Origin of the sequence: Nostoc sp. NMS4, from assembly GCF_017115095.1 — a bacterium.
In the GTDB taxonomy this organism is placed as follows: Bacteria; Cyanobacteriota; Cyanobacteriia; order Cyanobacteriales; family Nostocaceae; genus Nostoc.
The window spans coordinates 35,935-57,824 of the sequence record NZ_JABXKI010000301.1; the positions used below are offsets into that span (position 1 = coordinate 35,935).

22 protein-coding genes and 1 pseudogene are annotated in these 21,890 nt (G+C 41.8%); 11 read left to right on the forward strand and 12 right to left on the reverse strand.

The features are described 5' to 3' along the window. Positions 1–157: 157 nt before the first annotated feature. Positions 158–337: a hypothetical protein gene (locus tag HWQ37_RS28540; RefSeq protein WP_292753787.1), complete on the reverse strand. Its 180-nt coding sequence runs from the start codon at positions 335–337 to the stop codon at positions 158–160. 37 nt (positions 338–374) lie between these two features. On the opposite strand from HWQ37_RS28540, the gene tnpA reads away from it, so the two are divergent. Then, entirely contained in the window at positions 375–785 is a 411-nt protein-coding gene (gene tnpA, locus HWQ37_RS28545) for an IS200/IS605 family transposase (protein ID WP_292753788.1), read from the forward strand. Between the two features lie 130 nt (positions 786–915). Here tnpA and HWQ37_RS28550 read toward each other — a convergent pair whose 3' ends face one another. Together HWQ37_RS28550 and HWQ37_RS28555 are read right to left on the reverse strand one after the other, a co-directional pair. Further along, on the reverse strand, positions 916–2,649 hold the full coding sequence (locus tag HWQ37_RS28550) for an Rqc2 family fibronectin-binding protein (protein WP_292753789.1): 1,734 nt from the start codon (positions 2,647–2,649) through the stop codon (positions 916–918). 621 nt (positions 2,650–3,270) lie between these two features. Continuing rightward, positions 3,271–4,506, reverse strand: a pseudogene (locus HWQ37_RS28555) (glycosyltransferase family 4 protein); the annotation flags it as partial. Between the two features lie 502 nt (positions 4,507–5,008). On the opposite strand from HWQ37_RS28555, the gene HWQ37_RS28560 reads away from it, so the two are divergent. The 4 genes from HWQ37_RS28560 to HWQ37_RS28575 all read left to right on the forward strand — a co-directional run bounded on the left by HWQ37_RS28560 (position 5,009) and on the right by HWQ37_RS28575 (position 7,718). Beyond that, the gene (locus HWQ37_RS28560) at positions 5,009–5,377 is read left to right on the forward strand and encodes a Crp/Fnr family transcriptional regulator (RefSeq protein ID WP_292753791.1); all 369 of its coding nucleotides are present in this window, start codon (positions 5,009–5,011) and stop codon (positions 5,375–5,377) included. A 167-nt stretch (positions 5,378–5,544) separates the two neighbouring features. Next, positions 5,545–5,910, forward strand: a complete 366-nt coding sequence (locus HWQ37_RS28565; RefSeq protein WP_292753792.1) for a Lin0512 family protein — start codon at positions 5,545–5,547, stop codon at positions 5,908–5,910. 165 nt (positions 5,911–6,075) lie between these two features. Next, positions 6,076–6,414 carry a hypothetical protein gene (locus HWQ37_RS28570; RefSeq protein WP_292753793.1) on the forward strand — a complete coding sequence of 113 codons (339 nt, stop codon included), beginning with the start codon at positions 6,076–6,078 and terminating at the stop codon, positions 6,412–6,414. Between the two features lie 368 nt (positions 6,415–6,782). Next, on the forward strand, positions 6,783–7,718 hold the full coding sequence (locus HWQ37_RS28575; protein WP_292753809.1) for a polysaccharide deacetylase family protein: 936 nt from the start codon (positions 6,783–6,785) through the stop codon (positions 7,716–7,718). A 132-nt stretch (positions 7,719–7,850) separates the two neighbouring features. Here the strand turns inward: HWQ37_RS28575 and HWQ37_RS28580 are convergent, their stop codons facing one another. The 8 genes from HWQ37_RS28580 to HWQ37_RS28615 all read right to left on the reverse strand — a co-directional run bounded on the left by HWQ37_RS28580 (position 7,851) and on the right by HWQ37_RS28615 (position 15,829). Continuing rightward, positions 7,851–8,966, reverse strand: a complete 1,116-nt coding sequence (locus HWQ37_RS28580; protein WP_292753794.1) for a sensor domain-containing diguanylate cyclase — start codon at positions 8,964–8,966, stop codon at positions 7,851–7,853. Positions 8,967–9,284: 318 nt separating this feature from the next. Then, entirely contained in the window at positions 9,285–10,292 is a 1,008-nt protein-coding gene (locus HWQ37_RS28585) for a phycobilisome rod-core linker polypeptide (RefSeq protein ID WP_292753795.1), read from the reverse strand. Between the two features lie 536 nt (positions 10,293–10,828). Then, a complete protein-coding gene (locus tag HWQ37_RS28590) occupies positions 10,829–11,167 on the reverse strand; it encodes a CpeR family transcriptional regulator (RefSeq protein WP_292753796.1) in 339 nt (112 codons plus the stop codon). Beyond that, positions 11,161–11,790 (reverse strand): chromophore lyase CpcT/CpeT, encoded by a 630-nt coding sequence (locus HWQ37_RS28595; RefSeq protein ID WP_292753797.1) that lies wholly within the window; start codon positions 11,788–11,790, stop codon positions 11,161–11,163. Before HWQ37_RS28595 ends, HWQ37_RS28590 begins: the two co-directional genes overlap by 7 nt. A gap of 99 nt (positions 11,791–11,889) precedes the next feature. After that, complete coding sequence (locus tag HWQ37_RS28600) at positions 11,890–12,426, reverse strand: phycobiliprotein lyase (RefSeq protein WP_292753798.1); 537 nt, start codon at positions 12,424–12,426, stop codon at positions 11,890–11,892. Positions 12,427–12,606: 180 nt separating this feature from the next. Beyond that, entirely contained in the window at positions 12,607–13,365 is a 759-nt protein-coding gene (locus tag HWQ37_RS28605) for a phycobilisome rod-core linker polypeptide (protein ID WP_292753799.1), read from the reverse strand. 443 nt (positions 13,366–13,808) lie between these two features. Then, positions 13,809–14,672 (reverse strand): phycobilisome linker polypeptide, encoded by an 864-nt coding sequence (locus HWQ37_RS28610; protein ID WP_292753800.1) that lies wholly within the window; start codon positions 14,670–14,672, stop codon positions 13,809–13,811. A 575-nt stretch (positions 14,673–15,247) separates the two neighbouring features. Continuing rightward, positions 15,248–15,829 (reverse strand): globin family protein, encoded by a 582-nt coding sequence (locus HWQ37_RS28615; RefSeq protein WP_292753801.1) that lies wholly within the window; start codon positions 15,827–15,829, stop codon positions 15,248–15,250. Positions 15,830–15,998: 169 nt separating this feature from the next. Here HWQ37_RS28615 and HWQ37_RS28620 point away from each other — a divergent pair, with 169 nt between their 5' ends. After that, entirely contained in the window at positions 15,999–16,661 is a 663-nt protein-coding gene (locus HWQ37_RS28620; protein WP_292753802.1) for a HEAT repeat domain-containing protein, read from the forward strand. 150 nt (positions 16,662–16,811) lie between these two features. Then, positions 16,812–17,012: a hypothetical protein gene (locus HWQ37_RS28625; RefSeq protein WP_292753803.1), complete on the forward strand. Its 201-nt coding sequence runs from the start codon at positions 16,812–16,814 to the stop codon at positions 17,010–17,012. A gap of 99 nt (positions 17,013–17,111) precedes the next feature. Here HWQ37_RS28625 and HWQ37_RS28630 read toward each other — a convergent pair whose 3' ends face one another. Beyond that, positions 17,112–17,960 carry a pentapeptide repeat-containing protein gene (locus HWQ37_RS28630; RefSeq protein ID WP_292753804.1) on the reverse strand — a complete coding sequence of 283 codons (849 nt, stop codon included), beginning with the start codon at positions 17,958–17,960 and terminating at the stop codon, positions 17,112–17,114. Between the two features lie 114 nt (positions 17,961–18,074). Here HWQ37_RS28630 and HWQ37_RS28635 point away from each other — a divergent pair, with 114 nt between their 5' ends. The 4 genes from HWQ37_RS28635 (at position 18,075) to HWQ37_RS28650 (ending at position 21,765) form a co-directional block, all read left to right on the forward strand. Continuing rightward, positions 18,075–18,653, forward strand: a complete 579-nt coding sequence (locus tag HWQ37_RS28635; protein WP_292753805.1) for a phycobiliprotein lyase — start codon at positions 18,075–18,077, stop codon at positions 18,651–18,653. A gap of 182 nt (positions 18,654–18,835) precedes the next feature. After that, positions 18,836–19,570, forward strand: a complete 735-nt coding sequence (locus tag HWQ37_RS28640) for a 15,16-dihydrobiliverdin:ferredoxin oxidoreductase (RefSeq protein ID WP_292753806.1) — start codon at positions 18,836–18,838, stop codon at positions 19,568–19,570. A 5-nt stretch (positions 19,571–19,575) separates the two neighbouring features. Beyond that, positions 19,576–20,322, forward strand: coding sequence for a phycoerythrobilin:ferredoxin oxidoreductase (locus HWQ37_RS28645; protein ID WP_363318203.1), 747 nt, complete (start codon positions 19,576–19,578; stop codon positions 20,320–20,322). 204 nt (positions 20,323–20,526) lie between these two features. Then, on the forward strand, positions 20,527–21,765 hold the full coding sequence (locus tag HWQ37_RS28650) for a M20 family metallopeptidase (protein ID WP_292753808.1): 1,239 nt from the start codon (positions 20,527–20,529) through the stop codon (positions 21,763–21,765). Positions 21,766–21,890: the final 125 nt, after the last annotated feature.

A 21,890-nucleotide genomic window follows, 5' to 3' on the forward strand; every position in this document is an offset into this window, starting at 1 on the left:
AATTCATTCGTTTACCAACCAGACCGCCAGCCAGGGAATAGAATTCCCTGTCTAATAGTGCAAGTCCTCTAGAAGAGGACTAGAAAAAACTTGGTTTAATTGTTCACTAGTTTTACATAGTCGTCTTCAGACGACTTTAGCTTTCAGACAGGGAATTTCATTCCCTGGCTTCTGGCTGGCTTTGTAAACTGGCTTCTGGCTGGCTTTGTAAACTGGCTTCTGGCTGGCTTCGTAAACTGGCTTCTGGCTGGCTTCGTAAACTGGCTGATTCTTGATTGGCTGACTGGCTGACGGACACTGCTAATATGATAATTTTTTCCAGCAATATGGGAAACATAAATCTATGTAAATAAATATAAAATTTAAAAAATATTATGTCTCTGTGGCGACTTTATTATCATATTGTTTGGGCGACAAAAGAACGCCAACCTCTAATTACCTCTGATAAAGAAACTGAGCTTTATAATTACATCATTAATAAATCCAATAGTTTAAATTGTAGACTCCATGCCATTGGAGGTATTGAAGACCACATACATTTAGTAGTATCTATCCCGCCAACAATAGCGATCGCAGAGTTTGTAAAAAAAATTAAAGGAAGTAGTTCTCACCATTTCAACCACAATATTTGCCCGACATCAGAAAAATTTGCTTGGCAAGAAGGATATGGTATATTCTCTTTGGGCAGTAAGCAAGTTGAGCAAGCTGTTATATATGTTCAAAATCAAAAAATACATCATCTTGAAGGCACAGTAAATTCCCATTTAGAAAAAGCAGGTGCATAACCAAGAAAAAGAAACTGCTAATGTCTATGAGCAACTCAAAGCTGATTTATTTAATCGATTTGCACCAAGAGAAAAAAGCAAGCGGAGAAAACTAAAATAACTGATTTAGGTTTTGGTGAAGTAGAGAGCGTCATTTTGAATTTTGAATTGTTAATTGTGGTTTTCCCCAAAGTATGCTCTCATGTTTGTAAATAGCAATTCCCGGTTTGGCTCCTTTGGGTTTGTAGACGTGTTTTAGCTGAGTGTAAACTACTGGTACTTGCTCACTCTGACGGGCGCGACTGTAGTAGGCGGCAAGATTAGCTACAAATTGCAAATCAGCCTCTTCTGCAACAGCACCCGGTTCTAGACGCAGTAAGACATGACTCCCTGGAATTTCTTGAGCGTGGAACCATAAGTCATAATCCCCCGCTACACGGAAGGTTAATTGGTCATTCTGGCGATTATTACGACCGATTAATACTTCAAAACCACTGGGAGTAAGGTAACGATGAAAGTTGGTGCTGGGGGGGTCGTTGGCGCTGCTCTTGCGATATCCTGGATCTTCTAAATACTTTTGCCCAATCAACTCTTCGCGGATTTCTTCTAAAGCTCGCAAATCTTCTGCTGTTTGGTAGGTGTCTATCTGAACGATCGCAGCTTCTACTTGTTCTAAATACTCAATTTCTGTCTGCACTTCTAATAATAGCGGTTCGACGGCAGCACGAGCGCGTTTGAGCTTTTGGTGCTGTTTGTAAAGACTTTGGGCATTTTGGACGGCATTTTTATCTGGCTGGAGTGCGATCGCAATTGGCAAATTTGTCTCAAAATCTGCAAGGATAATTTCTTTCATCCCCGGTTCCCAGTTTTGCAAATGAGCCATCAATAAATCAGCTTTTTGCCGATACTCATCGGCTTGATCTGATTGCTGCAAGCGTGTCTTAAAGGTTTGAGCTTTATTCCGTAATTTCGCCAGAATATTATTTAATTTCTGACTCAACTGATGGCGCAATTGCGAAAATAACTGTTGATCGATCTGGTTACTGTAGTAGCGGTTGAGTAACTCCTGAATATTTTTGACCTTTTCAACTACACCCCAACCCATGACGGTGTAACCATCTTTTGTCCAAGCGGGTTGAAATGTGTTGGAATCTAAGGCTTGCAGCCATTCTTGCCAACGCTCAAACAACCGTCGCCAGTCGTCGGGGTTGAGAGTATCGGTAGATGTTTCTGGTGCGATATTTGCTTCTAGCAGCATTAACTCTAGCAATGCGGCACTCAAGCCACTATAACTTTTGAGTAATTGCCGTTTAATTGCTCCTGGTACTAAACTTATCCGTTCTTGCCAACGTTCTTGAGATTCGCTCAAACTGGGGACAGTTCCAGTTAGTTTTGGTGGCGTTTCATAAGGTTGTCCGGTTTGGATGGGACGGACACTAGATTGTTGCTGACTGACTTGATGGGCGGCGGTGATAATTATATTGTTAGCGTCGGTGAGAATGACGTTGCTATATTTGCCCATGATTTCTGCATAGACATGATATAGGGCGCTTTCTCCCGGACGACGGGCAAATTGCAAATCAATCACCCGCTCCCAAGGTGCGATCGCTTCAATCGCTACCAGTGCTAAACCACCCAATTGATGTATTAATTGTTGGCTAAATGTAAACGTATCTGGCGATCGCGGTGGTGGATCTCCAATACAAATATGTGCAGCTTGGGGATGCCAAGAAACCTGTAGCCAATCTCGCTGTTCTAGAGTGCGTAATGCCATTGCAATCGTGTAGCGATCGCGCTGGTAAACCTGTTCTAAGCGTGATGGTAGCCAGTTAGCGCGGATTTCGCTACAAGCAGCTGTGAGAGTGGTAAAGTCAACTGGTTGCAAAGCGATTAGTTTTTAATATTCAAATGGTAGCGATCGCCATAGCTTTATTTTTGTTTAGTTAAAGCATGACAGACCTCAACTATCATAGCGGTTACTTGGTTTGGCGATCGCGGCGAATAAAAAAACACAGAAATTATCATCAGATAAGCTTCTGCGTTTAAGTGATAAGTTAGTTTTTTATCCAGTTTGTTCTTGGTGTTGAGTTTTCCAAGCTCTGACGATGCCTACGGTGGGCTTCTCTACGAGAGGCTACGCCAACGCCTACGCTGCCAAAGTTGAATCAGAATTCAGGAGTCAGAATTACTCTCGTGGGAGACTTAAACCCGTTTATTCAGACGCGATGTTCTCTACAAGTCTGACAGAATTCAATTCTGTAGCTCACTTCGACTACGCTCAGTTACCACCTGACTCCTGAATTCTGTTTTGTTAAACCCAAAATATTATCTGAGTTACTCACTCACCATTATCTGTTATGCAAAAGCATTATTTAGCAATCAAAACTGCCTTTTTCGCAGTTGATTGTACTAGTTCTGTGGTTGACTGCACTAGTTCTTGTGCTGTTGATTGCACTAGTTCGGCGGTTGACTGCACTAGTTCTTTTGTTGTTGATGCTAATGGTTGTGGCTGCAACAGTTGGGTGTAAAGTCCACTCAGTTGATTTGCTACACCATCCCAGCTAAATTTATTTTCGACGCGCACTCTTCCAGCTTTACCCAATTCATCTCGCCATTCTGGATTTAAGAGAATTCGGTCAATAGCAGAGGCAAAGGCATCTACATCTTGCACTGGAGCTAATAAACCAGTTTCTTCATTAACTACAGTAAACTGAAGTCCGCCGACATCACTTGCTACGACTGGTGTACCGCTTGCCATCGCTTCGATCGCTACTAGTCCAAAGGGTTCGTAGTGACTGGGAACAACGCAAACATCGGCAGCTGCGTAATAGGTTGGTAAAATATCTTGACTCAGACGACCTGCAAAGATGGTAAAGTCGTTCATCCCCAATTCGTTAACGATTTGCTCAATGCGATCGCGCTCAATCCCGTCGCTATTACCTGGAGTACTACCACCACCAATTATTAGCTGGAGATTGTTGGAATCGCGTAGCCCAGATTCGTTTACTGCGCGCACCAAGGTTTCTATACCTTTGCGTTGGTCAAAACGTCCTACATATAATACGACTTTGGCTTCTTTGTCAATTCCTAATTCTGCCCTGGCTGCTTCTCGTGCAATTGAACCAAATCGCTGAATATCTGTACCGCAGGGAATGATGTCGATATTGCCTTTTGTGGAAACTAGCGATCGCATGTGTTCCTGTTCTTGCGGACTTGTCGCCACAATTCGCTCTGCATTTTCCAACACCTGTTTTTCCACTGCTAATCGCTGACTTGCAATCAGAGGAATATCTTCTATCGTGTTGTACTTGACTGCTCCTAATGAGTGGTAGGTGTGAACCTGTTTACTATTTTGGATTTTCTTTAACTCCATCCCCACCCAACTAGAGAGCCAATAGTTAGTGTGAACTAACTCGTATGTAAGATCATTTTTTACTTGAAATTTAAGAACATTATCCACAAATTCTGGCAGATATTCAAAAATCTCATCTCGCGGCACAAACTCAAGGGGGCCAGCTTTTAAACGAATAGTTCGACAATTTTCGCTATGTTGAACAATCGAGTCTTGCTCCAGACTCACTTTGCGGGTAAACATATCAACTTGCCATCCTAGTTGCGCTAGTGCTTCACCCACATGGCGCACATAAACATTTTGTCCCCCAGCTTCTTCTTTCCCTATTTCAATCGCTGGGTCTCCGTGGACGGAAATCAAGGCGATACGTTTTTCGGTGGTAGAGTTCATAGTTTGTGTGTTGCTGATTTTAACAAAGTTTTAGGCTGTTCCAAGCTCGTGTATAGCACACTTGCTTGGATTGTTTAGGAACTTTAATTAATATTGATTTTAATTTACTATATCTAATTTTTATTTACATCCTCTGTCAGAAGTATACTTTTAGATTAAATACAAAATATTTAGTTTCTCTAGATATAGGAAATTGTTATATCCGTATCTCATACTTTTGATAGATATATATAATTAACACCTTAGCCTTGATAAGGTTCCGGTTAGGGTGGGGTAAAACCTTGGTTAATCTAGCTATTTCAGACTTGTGTATACACCGTAGGAATCGAAGAGGGGCGGTTTGCCTAATGAAATCAGGCAGAGATTTTTAGACGATTAGGGGGCTAATCAGGAATTTTGCGAAGATTGAGAGTTAATCAACAGAAAGTAGTATACTTTTCTGGGTTGCCTAAAGCTATCAAAAAGTTTCGTTTAAAAACAAAAAATTTTGGGGTTGCTCTAAATGCTAAGTCCTGTAGTCACAGTCAGTATATTTCAAAAACAACCCGATCCTAAAGTATTTTCAGCAGGTCAAGTCATCTTTGAACAAGGACAGTCTGGTGATGAAATGTATGGCATTCTCGAAGGAGAGGTAGATATATTAGTCAATGGTAAGACTGTAGAAACCATTGCAACAGGCGAAGTTTTTGGTTCTGGGGTACTTGTAGGAGTAAAAAGTAGAACTTACGCAGCTATTGCCAAGGTGGATACCAAACTCGGTTTCCTTGATGAAAGAGAGTTTCTCTTTGCCGTTCAGGAAACACCCGTGTTTGCCCTACAGGTGATGAAAAGTTACTCAGAGCGTCTGAGTCGCTTGCAACGTCTGGTCTAAAGTAATTCCAAAAAAATAAATTCTCCAATACTTAGTATTTAGTAGGGTGCGTGACTTCGGCGTAATACACCCTACTAAAAAGTTGGAGATTTTTTAATGGAGTATTTTATTCATCCGCTTTTTCGTAGTCAAAGATATATATATAATTTAATTTACCAAAGGTAGCAATGGCGCGTAAACGCTTGATTATCGAGATGGGGATGGGAATAGATCAGCATGGACAAGAACCAACAGTAGCAGCATCTAGGGCAGTACGAAATGCGATCGCTCATAATGCCTTACCTGGTGTTTGGGAAGTTGCAGGTTTAAGTCATCCCAATGAAATGATTATAGAGGTTCAGGTAGCAGTACCATACCCCGAACAAGTTAGAGAAGAAGAGGTACTCGCTGTACTACCATTTGGTCGAAAAACTCTTACCGTAGAATCTGGGGGGATGATAGTTCAAGGGCGGGCGATTCCCGAACTCAATGATAAAAATGACGAAATGTTGATTGCGATCGCAGCTGTTACAGTTCTAATCGAAGATGAGTAGCTGAGGAAATACGTCTATTATAGACAAATCACTAAATTGAAAGTTATGAAGTAAATGGCGCGATCGTTGAAAATTAAGCAACATAATCGCTAAAGTAAAAATATTGGGATAAAAATCTCTGGCAGTAAGTTCAATAGACCACTAATCTTTACCACTGCGGCGATCATGTCTCAAGAACATAATGAATCACTCCAAATTCAGGAGATCACCAAACTCAAACCGAAACACTTTGCTGATTTAGTCAGATCGGCACAATTGGTTTTCGACCCCACAGCTGGAGTTTCGGGAAGAAATATCACAGTTGACTGGGAACAATTTGGAATTCCCGTTGATGTGGCGGACAATCTCAAATCACTCGGTCAGCATTACCAGTATGCATCTCCTCACGTCCCGGTTGAAGACGTTTGGAGTAAATTAACACCAGAAACCCGTATTTGGTTCGTTGAAAATAAAGATCGGTTGTGGCAGCTTGAAGAAGCTTTCCCAGCCCTTGACGAAGATTGAAGAAGGCAGAAGGTTGGAGGTTGGAATTTAGCTAAGGCTTTTATACGAGATCGGAGATTTTGGTGAAGGACTTTAAACCCTTCCTCCCATCTCCTGCTTTCTGCCTCTCTATAGGGATAGTAAAAAACTGCGATCGCTGACAAATAGCAAAAATTAACATTATTATTAGTATTTTATTTTACCAGCAAATATCTTAATTTACAATTGCCTACGAGTAAGGTAATACTCGTGCTGAGTTAGGAGTTAAAAGTTAAAAGTAGAGACGCGATTAATCGCGTTTGTACAAGAGTTAGGAGTTAGGAGTTTTGTTTATCTCCCTCATCTCCCGGTTGGTGAGCGAAGTCGAACCACATCTCCTTCAGTCCCCAATGCCCAATGCCCAATATTTGAGGAGATTTAATGTGTCCAGTCCTAAATTATCATTGTTAATGAAACTAATAATTATTACATTCCTTACTGGTGCTACTAGTTTAGGTATCAGTTTGCTTTTAACCACAAGTGGATTTGAGCATTTGTCGGGAATTATAAAGCCAAAAAGCGACGGTAGTAAAGCTAGTCATCACAAGTTGATGAGTGCAGATGCACAGAATATAAGTCCAGCAACAGACCAGATGAATGAAGTGCCAAAGGCATTTCAGGGAACAATCGTTTATCAAGCAAAACTGAAAGCAAACGAGAAAGTCATCGCCCTAACTTTTGACGATGGCCCCGGCCCCAAAAATACGGCACAGATTTTAGAAATTTTGAAGAAAAATGATATCAAGGCCACATTCTTCATGGTTGGAGAAATGGTGAAATATTTTCCCCAAGTTGCCAAGCAAGTGGCTGTTGATGGTCACGTAATCGGCAACCATACATGGCATCACTGGTATCGTCACATGAACTTAGCAACTGCTGCTAGTGAAATTGATCGCACAGCAGAGATCATTTACCAAACTACTGGAGAAAAAACTAATCTGTTTCGTCCTCCTGGGGGCTTTCTGAATAATGGACTAGTCGAATATGCCAAAAACGAGAAATACGCTGTCATGATGTGGTCTGAAGAGTCAGGAGATGCTGAACGTCATTCGCCTCAAGTTCCAGGACTAGTCAAAAATGTGCTTAAATATGCAAAACCCGGTGCGATCGTATTGATGCACGATGGGGGCGGAAACCGTTCAAAATCTGTCAAAGCTTTACCAGAAATGATCGCAACTTTAAAGGCGCAAGGCTATAGATTTGTGACGATTCCCCAACTACTAGAAATACAAGCCCAAGAAAAAAGTATAATGAAGGCTGAAACACTCCGACAGAGCGTCAACTGACCTTGGTTGATATTGAAGGTGCGGCAAAGCCCCACCAGAGCGATTGTGCCAGTTGCGTAAGTCCTGACCACAAAGATAACTCTGACTTTCCACATTCCGTGAAAAGTCAGAATCCCCAGACAGGATACCGCTTTACGTAAGAGATTGCCGCTTGAGACGCTTTTGGGCATACATTAATTCGTCAGACCTGGCGATTAGTTGTTCTAGTGACATATTGCTTTCTGGTGAGTAACGCTCTATTCCCATACTCATCGAAAGTTTGTAGCTACAGTTTTGCTGTTGATTAAATTTGGCGATATTTGCTTGTACACGCGCTTGGATACTATCAGCGTCTTGAAAGTAGCTAGAGATGAAAACAATAAACTCATCTCCACCCAAGCGGGCGACAATATCCGAGTTGCGAAAAGTTTGCTTAAGTAATCTACCTGCATTAATAATCAAGGCATCTCCCATGTCATGGCCAAGGGTGTCGTTAACCTGTTTTAGCCCATCTAAATCAATGAACATAACCCAGCAAGACACTTTCATGCGGTGAGCAATTTTCAATTGCTGTGCAGCCATCAGCAAAAAAGCACGTCGGTTATGCAAACCTGTTAGTTCATCGGTTAACGATAACTGCCTTCCTTCTATCTCTGCTTGTTTGCGGTTGCGAACTTCCTGAATAAGTTCCATTTGAGCGATCGCCTGACGACTTAGGCGGCGCAGTGCATCTAACTGCTGGTAACTTAGGTGATGAGTAACGCTATCCATAACACACAATGTCCCAATTGCCAGACCATCAGGTGTAATTAGAGGGATACCAGCATAAAAACGAATTTTGAGATTACCCCTGACGAAGGGATTGTTATTAAAGCGATCGTCTTTGATGGCGTTGGGAACCACTAATATATCCTCTGGTTGAAGAATAGTATGGGAGCAAAAAGAGCAATTTCTGGGTGTTTCGCTACTTTTTAGTCCAACCTTAGATTTAAACCATTGGCGATCGCTATCAATTAAGCTAATTACAGCAATTGGAGTCTTACAAATGTAGGCAGCAAGAGCAGTTAGGTCATCAAATGCTTGTTCGGCTAGGGTATCCAGAATATTGTAGTCTGCCAGCGCTTTGAGCCTTTCTGTTTCATTGTCAGGTAGAAGAACAGCTTGAGTTTTCACAGATGAGTGTCTAAGCCTTAGCCAGGAAAGTCTGGGACGCTGGAAATTTTGCAACACCCGCAGCATTATGTCTCCAGCAACAAATATGTGTGACATAAACATCTCTGCAAGTAAAATCAATATTCGGTTGATTATACAGAAATATTGTATTACATGATGTTTTTCATGTTTTTGGCTTGCTCTGTTGTTCATGTCACCCTAACTTTCCCTGTGCAAATTCCCTAAGTATCTAGATACTTACAAGGTCTTTTGCCCAAAGCCAGCTTGAAAAATACCAAGATCAGCTAAATTTTATCAAAACTTATTATATTGTTAGAATTCTTCATTATGAGTTAAGTAGGTGGGCGTAAATAATTGAAAAATGGGTGAATTAAACTTGTCTAACCCACCCAATACAACGAAACAGTAGAGAAATTAGCCATTAAAAACGCGACTGCGCCATTTATTCAATCGGGCTTCCCCAATTGTCGCAGACCGCCGGGAATCGGCAATTTGCTCTTGCAAAGCTGCAATTTGTTTTTCTTGTGCGTCAGCTTGCTGTTGCAAAGATGTGTACTCGCCTATGCTGGTCGAGGAACTGGAAGACTGCCAAGTACTACTAAATTTTGTTGTCCCGATGTTGGCAAATGGTCGTAAGTCTGCTAGTTGTTGTTGCAAAGTTGCAATCTGGCTTTCTTGCTCTTGGATCTTTTTGTGCAAGCTTTGCTCGGCTGCTGTAGCAGTTGCAATAAAGGTGTTAACTGGAGTAGCAGTTTCTGGCTTGGGCTTGAATATTTCAGCCAGCAATGCACTAATATCTGTGAGTTTCTGTCTACCATAAGGAGCATTGGTAATTAGCGATCGCACTAGTTGAGGCTCATTATTCGTTGCTAAGTTCTTATCACTGCTAGAGTTACTCCGCACCAACTGTAACATATTGGTAAATTCCAATATCTTTTTGCCCCTTTGAGTTTTATAACCCCGATAATATGGTACTATATTCTCGCCAAAGGCATCTAGATACTCGTCACTATCAAGATAAGAATCAATATCTGCCTCAAAACCCTCTTCATCTAGAATGCTGCTATGATGTTTAGTCTCAGAGTAATCATCGGGAGCGCGACCCAGCAGGTGCTTAAAGTTCAGTTCAATTGCTCGGTAGCGGTAAACGTTATCAAAAAATCTGGAGCGATACAACTCTGATTTGGCAACTTGACGCACAAACTCACGGACATCGATTATACCTTGGTTGAGTTGGGATTCTGGAACTATGAGCCGCTCACTTTCCATGATGTAGGCATTACCCAACACTTGCCGATAAATTGCCCTAATTACAATTTCAATGTCATCAACTGAAGCAGTAGTCCACAGTTCAATGGGTTCTGTTTGGGGAAATGCTTGATATTGCCGTCTTCTGGTTTCTTCGTCTAGGAATATCTGCATAGTTGGGTTAGTGTGGGTAAGAGTGACTAATTTGTCAAGTAAAAATAAAATTTCTGTAGTAGGGTGGCAATACTAAATAGCAAAGCCATAACCATTAGTGTCAACTTAAGGTTAAAGCCAGTCTAGAAAAAGCTTTTAGCAGATTATCTCGTTCCCAGTCTCCGACTGGGAATGCCCCTCATTGAGGCTCCGCCTCCCGAACTGGCGAGCATTTCCAGCCAGAGGCTGAAAACGATATTTTAAAAGGGTTTTGGCTTAAGCTGACACTAATGAGCCATAACATACCCCTACTTAATATTTATTAATTACTGATTATTAATATTAACTTATCAACTTTTGGGGAGTTTTTTAGTTACATTTTCTAACAAACTTAGACGGCTAACTATTAATAACTAACAGCTAATCATGAGTAAAAATTAGCAATTAGACATTAACAATTAGCCGTCAACCCCCTTGGGGAGTATTTAAAATTCAAAACTTAATTTTGAATTGAAGTGTAAACACCTGTCAGAAGAATTTCTACAGGATAGTAACTCTCAAGCACGCTCATCAAATCTAGTGTAGAAACCACCGTATTTTATCCAGTATTGTTTCAAAGTATGATGAGGTGTATGTAAACTAGCTTTTGCCTGATATAAGATTACTTGACGATGATCGCCCATCCAAATTTTATTAACTGGGTCAACGGATATTACTGTCCCTCCTAAAGAAGCAACGCATTCAGAGAATCTCTCAATGGTTGTATATTCTAATGTCTCGAACATAAAAAAATTACCCGAACAGATCAGATGGCGGCTGCGAATCCAGCAGCGCATCTTTTTTTCAGCCAGTGGAGGCAACATTTTGGTTTTAACAGATTCAAGCTGAATCAACATAATGCGCTCACCGCATATAATTCATCAGCAAAACTTTGTCGTTTTTCAAATTGTAATGGGCCAGCAGCAGATCCCCATATTTGCTTATGGGTTTCAATATCCATACCTTTATCTAGACTTATCCAAGTATGCTCGGTTATTTCTACTTCGCTGATAAGATATGTCTGGCATCCATTGCGTTTAATCAAACATTGATTACCCGGTTCTACACTACCTAGAAACATATCACCTTCTCGTTGGAAAACCATTGAACAGTGATAACGCCGTTCGATGCTTTCTGGGGTGATGGTTTTGAGGATATCTAGTTCACGAGCTGCACCGGCATAAAGCATCTGGTCTTTCAAGCTATAATTTTCGATGTAAATGCGATCGCCGCAATCAACTAGTCGATGTACTCCTTGACGATAGGGTGTCCATAAATCGTGGTCATAAGCTTGTTCAGAATAGAAACCGATGCCAGAAAAAAATTCAGTCGGTAAAGGACGAAAATAAATGTGAATGTGGGCGTAAAGTTGCGGATTTGCAAAAGATTGCTTGTAATTGCTAAAATCTCCTGCCATCCAACAGGCTAAGGTGAGCAAATCGCTAGCGTTGGTGCTAGATTCGCTGGGCGCTATCGTCACGTCGCTTCGCTCCAAATTCAAAATTCAAAATTCACACATTACAATCCCCATAAATAAATTTACGAGCTTGTATCCTTTTTATGTTTTAACCTAATATTGCTAACTGGCTGAACTTGACAAAGAGCGAATTTCTGAAGAAAAAGAAGCTGTTGTCACACCTTTACCATCACTGGTTTTAATCATCGCTACCCGAAATCGGAGATTTGGGTTAGCAAACCAAATTCGTTCCTCAGCAGCAGCGAGTTCATACTCTGTTAGCAGGGTAAAAATACCGTCGTCACTTAGATGATATTTAGCCACTGCTGGGATTGTTTCAGCGTACCCCTTATCCCGCAGGAGTTTTCCTCTAGAAGGATTTTCGACATCGGGAATTGGTACTAGCACAGTACTACCAGAGATTGGTTTATCGTCCCAGTCTGACTCACCTTCCCAAGTCATCCGAAAAGGGTGAGTGATACTGGTGGGTTCAGTGTTATACAATTGACAGATTGCTACCACTGCTGGATCGTTGGTGGATAGAGACTGAATGTCAATGTTAGACAATACTTCTTCAAAATGGGCGAATGCTAAATGATGAGCGCTACGCTGCGATCGCCATCGTCCAATTGAAAGTTCAAAAAATTCAGTAATTTCCATTAGAAAAGTGATCTTAAAAAAGTAGCTTAAAATCCAAGAGCTATCTTGGCAAAAAAGAAAGTTATTCTCCTAGTCTATATATTAGCCTCCTTGATCACAAGAGACACGATTAATCGCGTCTCTACAAGAGTTTGGAGTTTTCTTTTGTCCCCCAGTCCCCAGCCTCCTAATTAGACAAATTTAGGCAACTTCAGTGATACTGATAATTTTGCCGCCTGTGCGATGAATGTTTTGCACTTGTCCAGACAGTTGGCTGTAGTTAACTACATATTCCAGGTTCCCCAAACGAGTACGGAGATTACCTGCACCTTTGACAGCTTTAATCAAGAAGCGTTTATCGGTGCTGTTTACACTAGAACCAGCCACAGGAGCCTTGATGGATGTGGGTAAATTGGAACCGATATCGCCGATCAGTTTGGCTTTGCGATCGCTATCACTGCTAGCGACTCCTCTCACTAAGCTAAAGGTGCGGTTAAAGGTAACGTTCTTAATTCCGATTTGGGAGCTGGTGCTGCGAACATAAGGAACAATATTCTCGCCAAAATTCTGCTGATATTCGTTGCTATCGATATAGGATTCGATCTCAGCATCATAGCCCTGTTCGTTGTAGATGCGGACGTGTTCGGCAATTTCTGCTTGATCGGCAGGAGGACGACCTAGCAGGTGTTTGAAGTTCAGTTCAATGAACCTATACTGAGAAGAAGAGTTGAAAAACAGGGATTGATAAAGTTCTGATTTAGCAACGGTATTGACGAATTCGCGGACGCTGATTTTGCGATCGCGCAATTGCGATTCAGCAGTGGCTAGTCGCTCACTTTCCAATAAATGAGCATTACCCAAAACCTGTTTGTAAACTGCCCGAATTAGTGTTTGTAATTCACTTTCGCTGCTGTTAGGACGCAGTTCAACATTAGGTGAATCAATAGCCCAAAGTGACATTGAGGTATCTCCTAAAAAACGCTAATTAAATTTCCGAGCATTCAACCCCTTATAGAGGTTGAATTTCTCATCAGTTGTCAGTTATTTTTGCTACTGACTAGCTTTTGTAAAACTTTAGTTTGTGAAAGTGTGTTAAATGTCTTCGTATATCACAACTGATGGCGGAAATTGCTTTGGCTAACTTTTGAGCGATCGGGATTTACGCAAACAATAACCGAGATTCTTTTCAGGTAAGGCAATGTATGTAAATGCATACTCTTATGGATAAGCAAACTATGCATTGCTTCTTGCACAGAAGATAATTACCACAAGATATTGCCCCTGAGCGCGTGTAGTTTTGCGTAAGTCCTAGAACGCTCAACACTGGGGATTTAAAGACTAGAGACTGAGTAAAGCAGAAATTATTTCTCGATCCCTAATCTCTCATCCCCAATTTCTATTCTTTAGTTGACAGGGGTAATACTGGCGATCGCACCGCCCTGTTGGTGAATTCGCTGATATTCTTGTGAAAGCTTATTGTATGGCACGAAAAAGACTTGGTTACTGCGGCGAAATTTGGAAATGTTATTTACCACATTTGCTTTGTAGCCAGTGACTTCAATTCGGTATACCTTACCATCATCACCAGAACCCACACCTTGACGAGTCCTCGGAGTAGATGTTGGATTGCGGAATGCAGCCCCCTTGCTGGCAGGTGAAACCACAGGAGTAGGCGTGCTTTGAATTAGCAGACTGTTTAATTTTGGTTGTTTGCCAGCTAAGTCACCTTTTAGGCTACTGCTAGAGGAACCACGTACTAGTTGGAATAAATGGGTAAACTGAACCAAACTCTGGATAGCTTCGGTTTTGTAGCCTCGAATATAAGGCACAATGTTTTCCCCAAAAATTTCTTGGTATTCGTCGCTATCCAGATAAGAATCAATCTCACCCTCAAAGCCCTTCGTATCCAAAGTAGTGCTGTGTGTACGCGCTTCTTCTAGATCCAATGGCGCACGACCAAGGAAATGTCTGAAATTTAATTCAATCGCCCGATAGCGAGGGGCGCTATCAAAAAACCGCGAACGGTAAAGTTCCGACTTCCCGACTTGACGCACAAACCCGCGAACGCTAATTTCACCCCGTTTGAGTTGGGATTCAGCAACAGAAAGCCGTTCACTCTCCATTACATAAGCGTTGCCTAGAACTTGTTTGTAGACAGTTCTAATTACGGTTTCAACTTCCTCATTAGAGCGACTTGGCCACAGATCAATGGGATCGGTGTCTTCAAACAGAGCGACCCCTAATCGTGATGCTGGTCCAAAAGCCATTCAAACTATCCCCCAGTTAACAACTAAATTTTATGAGAAGGATATTCAACAGATGTTAAAAAACTTTACATCATGGTGACAAAGGAGAGGACATAGAGACTTTAAATCCTTAATAGTCGTGATGATTTTAAGTTTTTGCATCATTTGTCCTTACATATTCTGATACGATGCCGAAACCATATTTATTAATATTTATTAAGTTAAATAATAGTTTAAAAAAGTTTTAGATTTTTTTTAGTATTTGATTTGCGATTGGGATATGGGTAATGGTATTACCCCATTCCCTTGAGCCAGAGTATTAATCGTGCTGATTCACCCAAGCCGATCTCTATAAGTGGGCATGAATAAATCCAACTATATTACGCAATCTAAAATTTATTAAGATTGTCTATTTGTAAAAGCTTCAGCCCTGACTAAGTAGGTAGACATAATTAAATATAAAATAAACTCCTAGTTTGTAGTGAGCGATTTATCGCTCAGAGCAAGGATTATCAGGACTAAAGTCCTTACTACAAACTTTAAATTTATTTATGCCTAGATACTTAGCAACCTTTAATTACTCATGCCCACTTAAGTTATCGAATTTGGAAAGTAGCCAGTTGGCTGATTAAATGATCAAAATAAGGAGCAAGAATTTGCTGCCGATCGCTTTGGCAGCGTTTCAAACTAGCAGCCTTGATGCTTTTTAAGCCTAAAACCATTGCATCCAATGGAACTTGTAATTCCTGATAGAGCAAATTCATATAGTGCAGTCCTGTGGGATTTGTATATTGAGTGTGTCCTCCTGCGATGCCATAAGTAATACATCGGAGAAAATGCCAAAAATCTCGCCAGCAAGCTTGGGCGCGTTCAGGTGGATAAAGACCGCCTCCAGGCTGGATAATTTCGGGATAAGTTGCTAAAACTTGTTCCCTAGCTTCATCAACGATTTCGGCTGCGCGATCGCGTAACAATTGAGCAACAGGAATCAACTCAGAATTATCGGGTGACAAGGTTGCAATCTGCAATAAATCTTCATCATTCAGGTAACGAAAAGCATCATCCGCAGCTTGAAATATTTCAATTGCTGCTTTTGGATGGGACTGTTCCCACTCAGCAAAGCTGACAATTCTAGCTTTAGCGATTAATTCTTTAACGGTTTCGCTTAATTGAGTCATTGATTTAGGGTATGGGGAATGGCGAATGGGGCATTGGGGTTGGGGGCAGGGGACAAGGAGAATAACTCATGTCCAATGCCCAAAGATTAGATTCAATCTTCTTAGAATGCGATCGCCATTTGGTGACATCTGTAAAATAAAGTAAAGAATAGCTGTACCAAATGCACTTATGGAAATCTATAAAATCCAAGCTGAACTGAAGAATCCAGATTTTCAATATCGTCTAAAGGCGATCGCTGCCCTCGATAGTTATGAATCAGAAGTTGCAGTTCCTCTCTTAACAAGTAAACTTCATGACTCAGAATTTTTGGTGCGTTCTTTTGTGGCCAGGGGTTTGGGTAATCAACAATCAGCAGAATCTTTTGCGGCTTTGATGCAAATTATGAAATTTGATGATACTCCCAACGTGCGCGCTGAGGCGGCAAATTCTTTATCGCTATTTGGGAGAGTTGCAGTTTCCCATCTAGTTTTGGCATATTATCAGGATGACCATTGGTTGGTGCGCCGGAGTATTTTGGCTGCGATCGCCGAAATGGATTGCCCTGAAGAACTATTTGATATATGCGTTCAGGGTTTAAAAGATGAAGATTTCACAGTTCAGGAATCCTCTGTTGATGCACTCGGCTTACTAGCTAATTCTAGTCAAAGTGCTACGGCATTATCCCAAATACTAACGTTGGTGAATGATGAATCTTGGCGGATGCGGGTGCGAGTTAGTTATGCCCTCAAACGATTTGAAGATCCAGAAGCTAAAGCAGCCTTGAATCAACTCAGACAGGATGAAGATCACCGAGTTGTTGGAGCTGCTTTAGAAGACCTGTTGCCACAATAGCGGCGTGGGTTTGTCCGCCATCAGTATTGTGATAAAACTTATCATATAAATAGTTAATATTTCATTTTACCTTAAATTTGACCAAAATATCCGGTTAATCTGCCAAAATCTTGAAGAAAAGATCAACTTTTTCGAGAATAGGAGGCATTTGTGACTGATATCCAAACTGGTCAAATGACTTGGCGACTACCAGGTTCCTCAGAATGTGCCTTACATTTGCGGCATAATGCTTCGGAACCTTGGCGATCGTATAAAGAATTTCCACAATATGTTCTACCCGATCCGCCCGGTTTTTCCGAAGGATACGCGACATTTTTAGCGCTTCTAAAAAAGAACTGGCAGTCATTATGAAAAGTGACGAGTGCCTATAAATTACTTTTTAATTCCTACTCACAACTCAGCACGGGCTAAACGCCCCGCTACCGCTAACGTTACTCAGCACTGTATTGGTCAAGCACTCAAACTTTCACGAGTTGTTGTGCGGGTATAGGCGTTCCAAACGTCGAGTTCTGAATATGGACGACTGGAAAGCATGGCTTTAGTTGCTTCCGTGAGTCCTTGGGCAAGAGAAAAATCTGCCCCAGCAATACTTAGAAGATGCTCCATCTCTGCATCACTAAGGTCAGTTGCTCGCAGGTCTGTATCCCGCAAATCGGCTCCAGTCAATCGAGCATTTCGCAAGCAAGCCCCTGTCAAGTAAGCTTTTGTCAAATCAGCACCACTCAAAGAAGCACCTTGCAAATTGGCTCCTGTCAAGTCAGCGCCACTCAGATAGGCTCCACGCAGATTAGCACCTTGTAAATCTGCATTTCGTAAAGAAGCTGTATTGAGAAAAGCACCATTGAGATTAGCACCCGGCCCTACCGCTCCAGAAGCTTTGTAGTTATACTCTTCAGGCCATTTCGTTTGTGAATCATAACGCGCTACTTGGAGTTTGGCTCCTTGCAAATTTGCGCCACTGAGATTTGCTTGTTGGAGATCGGCACGGTTTAAATAGGCTCCCTGCAAATCAGCCCCACTCAAATCGGCTCCTCGCAGATTAGCGCCTCGTAAATCAGCCCCACTCAAATCGACATTGCTCAAGACCACCTCACTGAGATCGGCTCCTAATAGCTTGGCTTTACTCAAGTTAGCTTGTCGGAAATCGACTTCCTTTAGATTGAATTGGTACAAATCTACCGAATCCACAGGGATTCCAGCTTTGAGGGCTGTTAAGATTTCTGGAGTTGGACTGGGGCGTTCGGCAAAGCCGTTGCCGTAGGCATCGCTTGTAATAAGTTGAATTTCACTATTTGTCATCAGCTGATTAAAATATCACTTTTGGAGTTATTCTACACTTTAGCTAAATTAGAACTTCATCTCATCACTCAGTATTAATAACGCCAAAATTTGATAAAAGAGGTTTCAAAACAGATGCATATAATACCGCCTTTGACAATGATCGACTTCTTCCGTAAGAGTGAAGGAACATGGTTTACAGAACGCTCCGTTCATCATTTTGACTCGGCGGCGGATGAGTCGGGTGAGTCAAATTTGATTATAAAAGTCATGGAAAATAACGATCCGAAAGTCCAAGAAGTTTGTAAAGCCCAAGGGATAGATCCTAGTAAAGCAACAGGCGGTGCTAGCTTTGCATGGCAAGCTAATCTAGATACCAGGCTACCAAATACCGATAATGCTGCGATTTTGGTGGATGTTCCCGACGAAACCAGGCGTTCTGGAAAACTGATCCGCAACCAAGGCTATGTTGAGAGTATTCCAGTTGTGAGCCGATATCGGTTTGCTGATGATGGAGTGCTGACGATTGATACTGACTATGACAACAATCAAGGTCAGGAACGCTGTTGGTTTGTTACCGATGATTTTCGTGTCAGAGTCAGTACAGTCCGAATGATGAACGGAATCAACTTGATGACTTATTGTTCCGAGCGTCGCTGTGTTTCGCAAGAAGTCTTGGAGCAAATGATCGCTCGTAATCGTGCTACGCGTTAGTGGGGACTGGGGACTGGGGGGATGAGGGAGATGAGGGAGACAAGGGAGACAAGGGAGATAAACAAAACTCCTAACTCCTAACTCCTAACGCCCTATTAAGGAATGTTGCTTTGTTTCTCATAAATGAGACGTGCATGATCGCCATAACTTATTTTCATGCAAGGGTTAATAAATCATGCTCCATGTATAAGCCTTTCCTGGAATTTTTAGAAAAAGAGCTATTTCAGCGATTTGATTTACAAAGTAGGGTTATTCCCCCTGGTTTGGAATTCAAAGTTAGCGATCGCGGCAGAAACCCAGCAACTATTCGCAGTTGGTGTCACCAATGTCAAGAGTTGCGGAAAATTCGCTATACCTACATTGATGCCGGGGAGAGTGCCCAAATTTTTAACAGCGTGGTTTATCCCAGTCATCACTACGATTTACCTCTGTTAGGAATTGACTTTTTGTCCTTTGGTAAAGTCAAAAATCTGATTGTGCTAGACTTTCAGCCTTTATTTCAGGATGAGGATTATCAAAAAAAATATATATTTCCGCTAAAATCTCTCCATGATAAATACCCGGATTTGGCGCAAAACTTAGAAATGAAGTTTTACGATGCCAATCAGTATTTTTCTAAATACCTATTGTTTGCCAAAACAGATCCTGAAACAGTGTCAACGCGAGTCTTTGCAGCTTTTCAGGATTATTTAAACTTGTATTGGCAAATGTTAGCAGATGCCGAACCGCTCCAAGACCCTGAAGATATCCAGAGGATTGTCAAAGTCCAAAAAGACTATGACCAATATAGTGCAGACCGCGATCCTGCATCTGGTTTGTTTAGCAGTTACTTTGGTCATGAATGGGCAGAGCGTTTCCTCCATGAATTCTTATTTGAAGATGCTGTTCCGTTAGCAGTTGGTGCCGGCAAAAGATGACCGAAGTGACGCTTTATCAACCATTTCTCGATTATGCGATCGCCTATATGCGATCGCGTTTGGATTTACAGCCCTATCCTATCCCCACTGGGTTTGAGTCTAAGAGTGCTGTTGTGGGCAAGGGAAAGAATCAGGAAGAGGTTGTCACCACTAGTTATGCTTTTCAAACTTCAAAATTGCGGCAAATTCGTGCAGCTCATGTACAGGGTGGGAATTCGCTGCAAGTGCTGAATTTTGTGATTTTTCCCCGCCTCAACTACGATTTACCGTTTTTTGGGGCAGATTTGGTGACATTGCCCGGAGGACATCTAATTGCTTTGGATATGCAGCCCCTATTTCGAGACGATCTAGCATATCAGGCGAAATATACTGAACCAATTCTGCCCATTTTCCACGCCCATCAACAACATCTTTCTTGGGGAGGAGATTTCCCAGAAGAAGCACGTCCCTTTTTCTCTCCCGCTTTTCTGTGGACTCGTCCCCAAGAAACGGCTGTAGTAGAAACTCAGGTGTTTGCCGCTTTTAAAGACTATTTAAAAGCTTATCTCGATTTTGTGGAACAGGCCGAAGCTGTAACAGATTCCCAAAATTTAGCAGCCATTGAGCAAGCCCAACTGCGATACCTGCGATATCGGGCTGAAAAAGACCCAGCACGAGGAATGTTTAAACGCTTCTATGGTGCTGAATGGACTGAAGAGTATATCCACGGATTTTTATTTGACCTGGAGAGAAAATTAACAGCTATTAACTAGTGGTCTGTCCCATTAATTTTGCGGGGCTGCTAGATCCCCGACTTCTTGAAGAAGTCGGGGATCTGAACACCACTAACCTCTCAAAACTTTTGGGACAGACTACTAGAGGCTTTTTGACCGCAATCAGTGCTGAGTAACTTGTTACTGAAGACTCAATCCAAGTCACGTTAAACTTAACTGTACTTAAACTAGTTTGTCTTCATAATGGTTTCCACCTTTCCCAATCCCGCTTCTGTTGACCTATCTCGCATCCGACTTTCGATCCGCTCATTGCAACCGCAATTAGTAGAGTGGCGGCGGCGATTGCATCAACAACCAGAGTTGGGTTTTCAAGAAAAACTGACTGCTGAGTTTGTATCACAAAAGCTGCAAGAATGGGCAATTGAACATAAAACTAGTATTGCCCACACTGGCATTGTTGCCACCATCAAAGGTGATAAACTCAGCACTCAGCACTCAGCACTCAGCACTGACAAAGTTTTAGCGATTCGCGCGGATATGGATGCTTTGCCAATCCAAGAACTCAACGAAGTGCCGTATAAATCCCAGTATGATGGAGTGATGCACGCTTGTGGACATGATGGACATACAGCGATCGCTTTAGGTACAGCTTATTATCTCCAGCAGCATCGCCAAGACTTCTCCGGGATCGTGAAAATTATTTTTCAGCCAGCAGAAGAATCACCAGGAGGCGCAAAGCCGATGATTGAAGCTGGAGTTCTGAAAAATCCAGATGTTGACGCGATTATTGGTTTGCACTTGTGGAATAATTTACCTTTGGGAACTGTGGGTGTGCGGGCTGGAGCGTTGATGGCAGCTGTAGAATGCTTTAACTGCACAATTTTGGGCAAAGGTGGACACGGCGCACTACCCCATCAAACTGTTGACTCTGTTGTTGTTGCTGCCCAAATCGTCAATGCTTTGCAAACCATTGTCGCTCGAAATGTTAATCCGATTGATTCAGCAGTAGTGACAGTGGGTGAACTTCACGCTGGAACCAAACGCAATGTGATTGCTGATACCGCGAGAATGAGTGCGACAGTCAGGTATTTTAATCCTAGTTTGAAAGGCTTTTTCAAGGAGCGTGTCGAGCAGATTATTGCTGGAATTTGTCAGAGTCATGGTGCAAATTATGACTTAGAATATTGGTCACTTTATCCACCAGTAATTAATGATATTAAAATAGCAGAACTAGTGCGATCTGTAGCAGAAGAAGTGGTAGAAACTCCTCTGGGTATTGTGCCAGAATGCCAAACTATGGCTGCTGAAGATATGTCATTTTTCTTAGAAGAAGTTCCTGGTTGTTATTTCTTTTTGGGTTCTGCTAACGCCGCGAAAGGCTTAGCATATCCCCATCATCATCCCCGGTTTGATTTTGACGAAACCGCCTTGGGAATGGGTGTAGAAATATTTATTAGATGCGTGGAAAAGTACTTTGTTTAAATTTCAAAAATCGGGTAATCATATTTATTAAATCCGTTAGCATCGAGTGATATAATTTCCGGCAGCATCCCAAATGTGCAAAAACCTTGATAGCCCTCATCCCCTAACCCCTTCTCCCAAACATG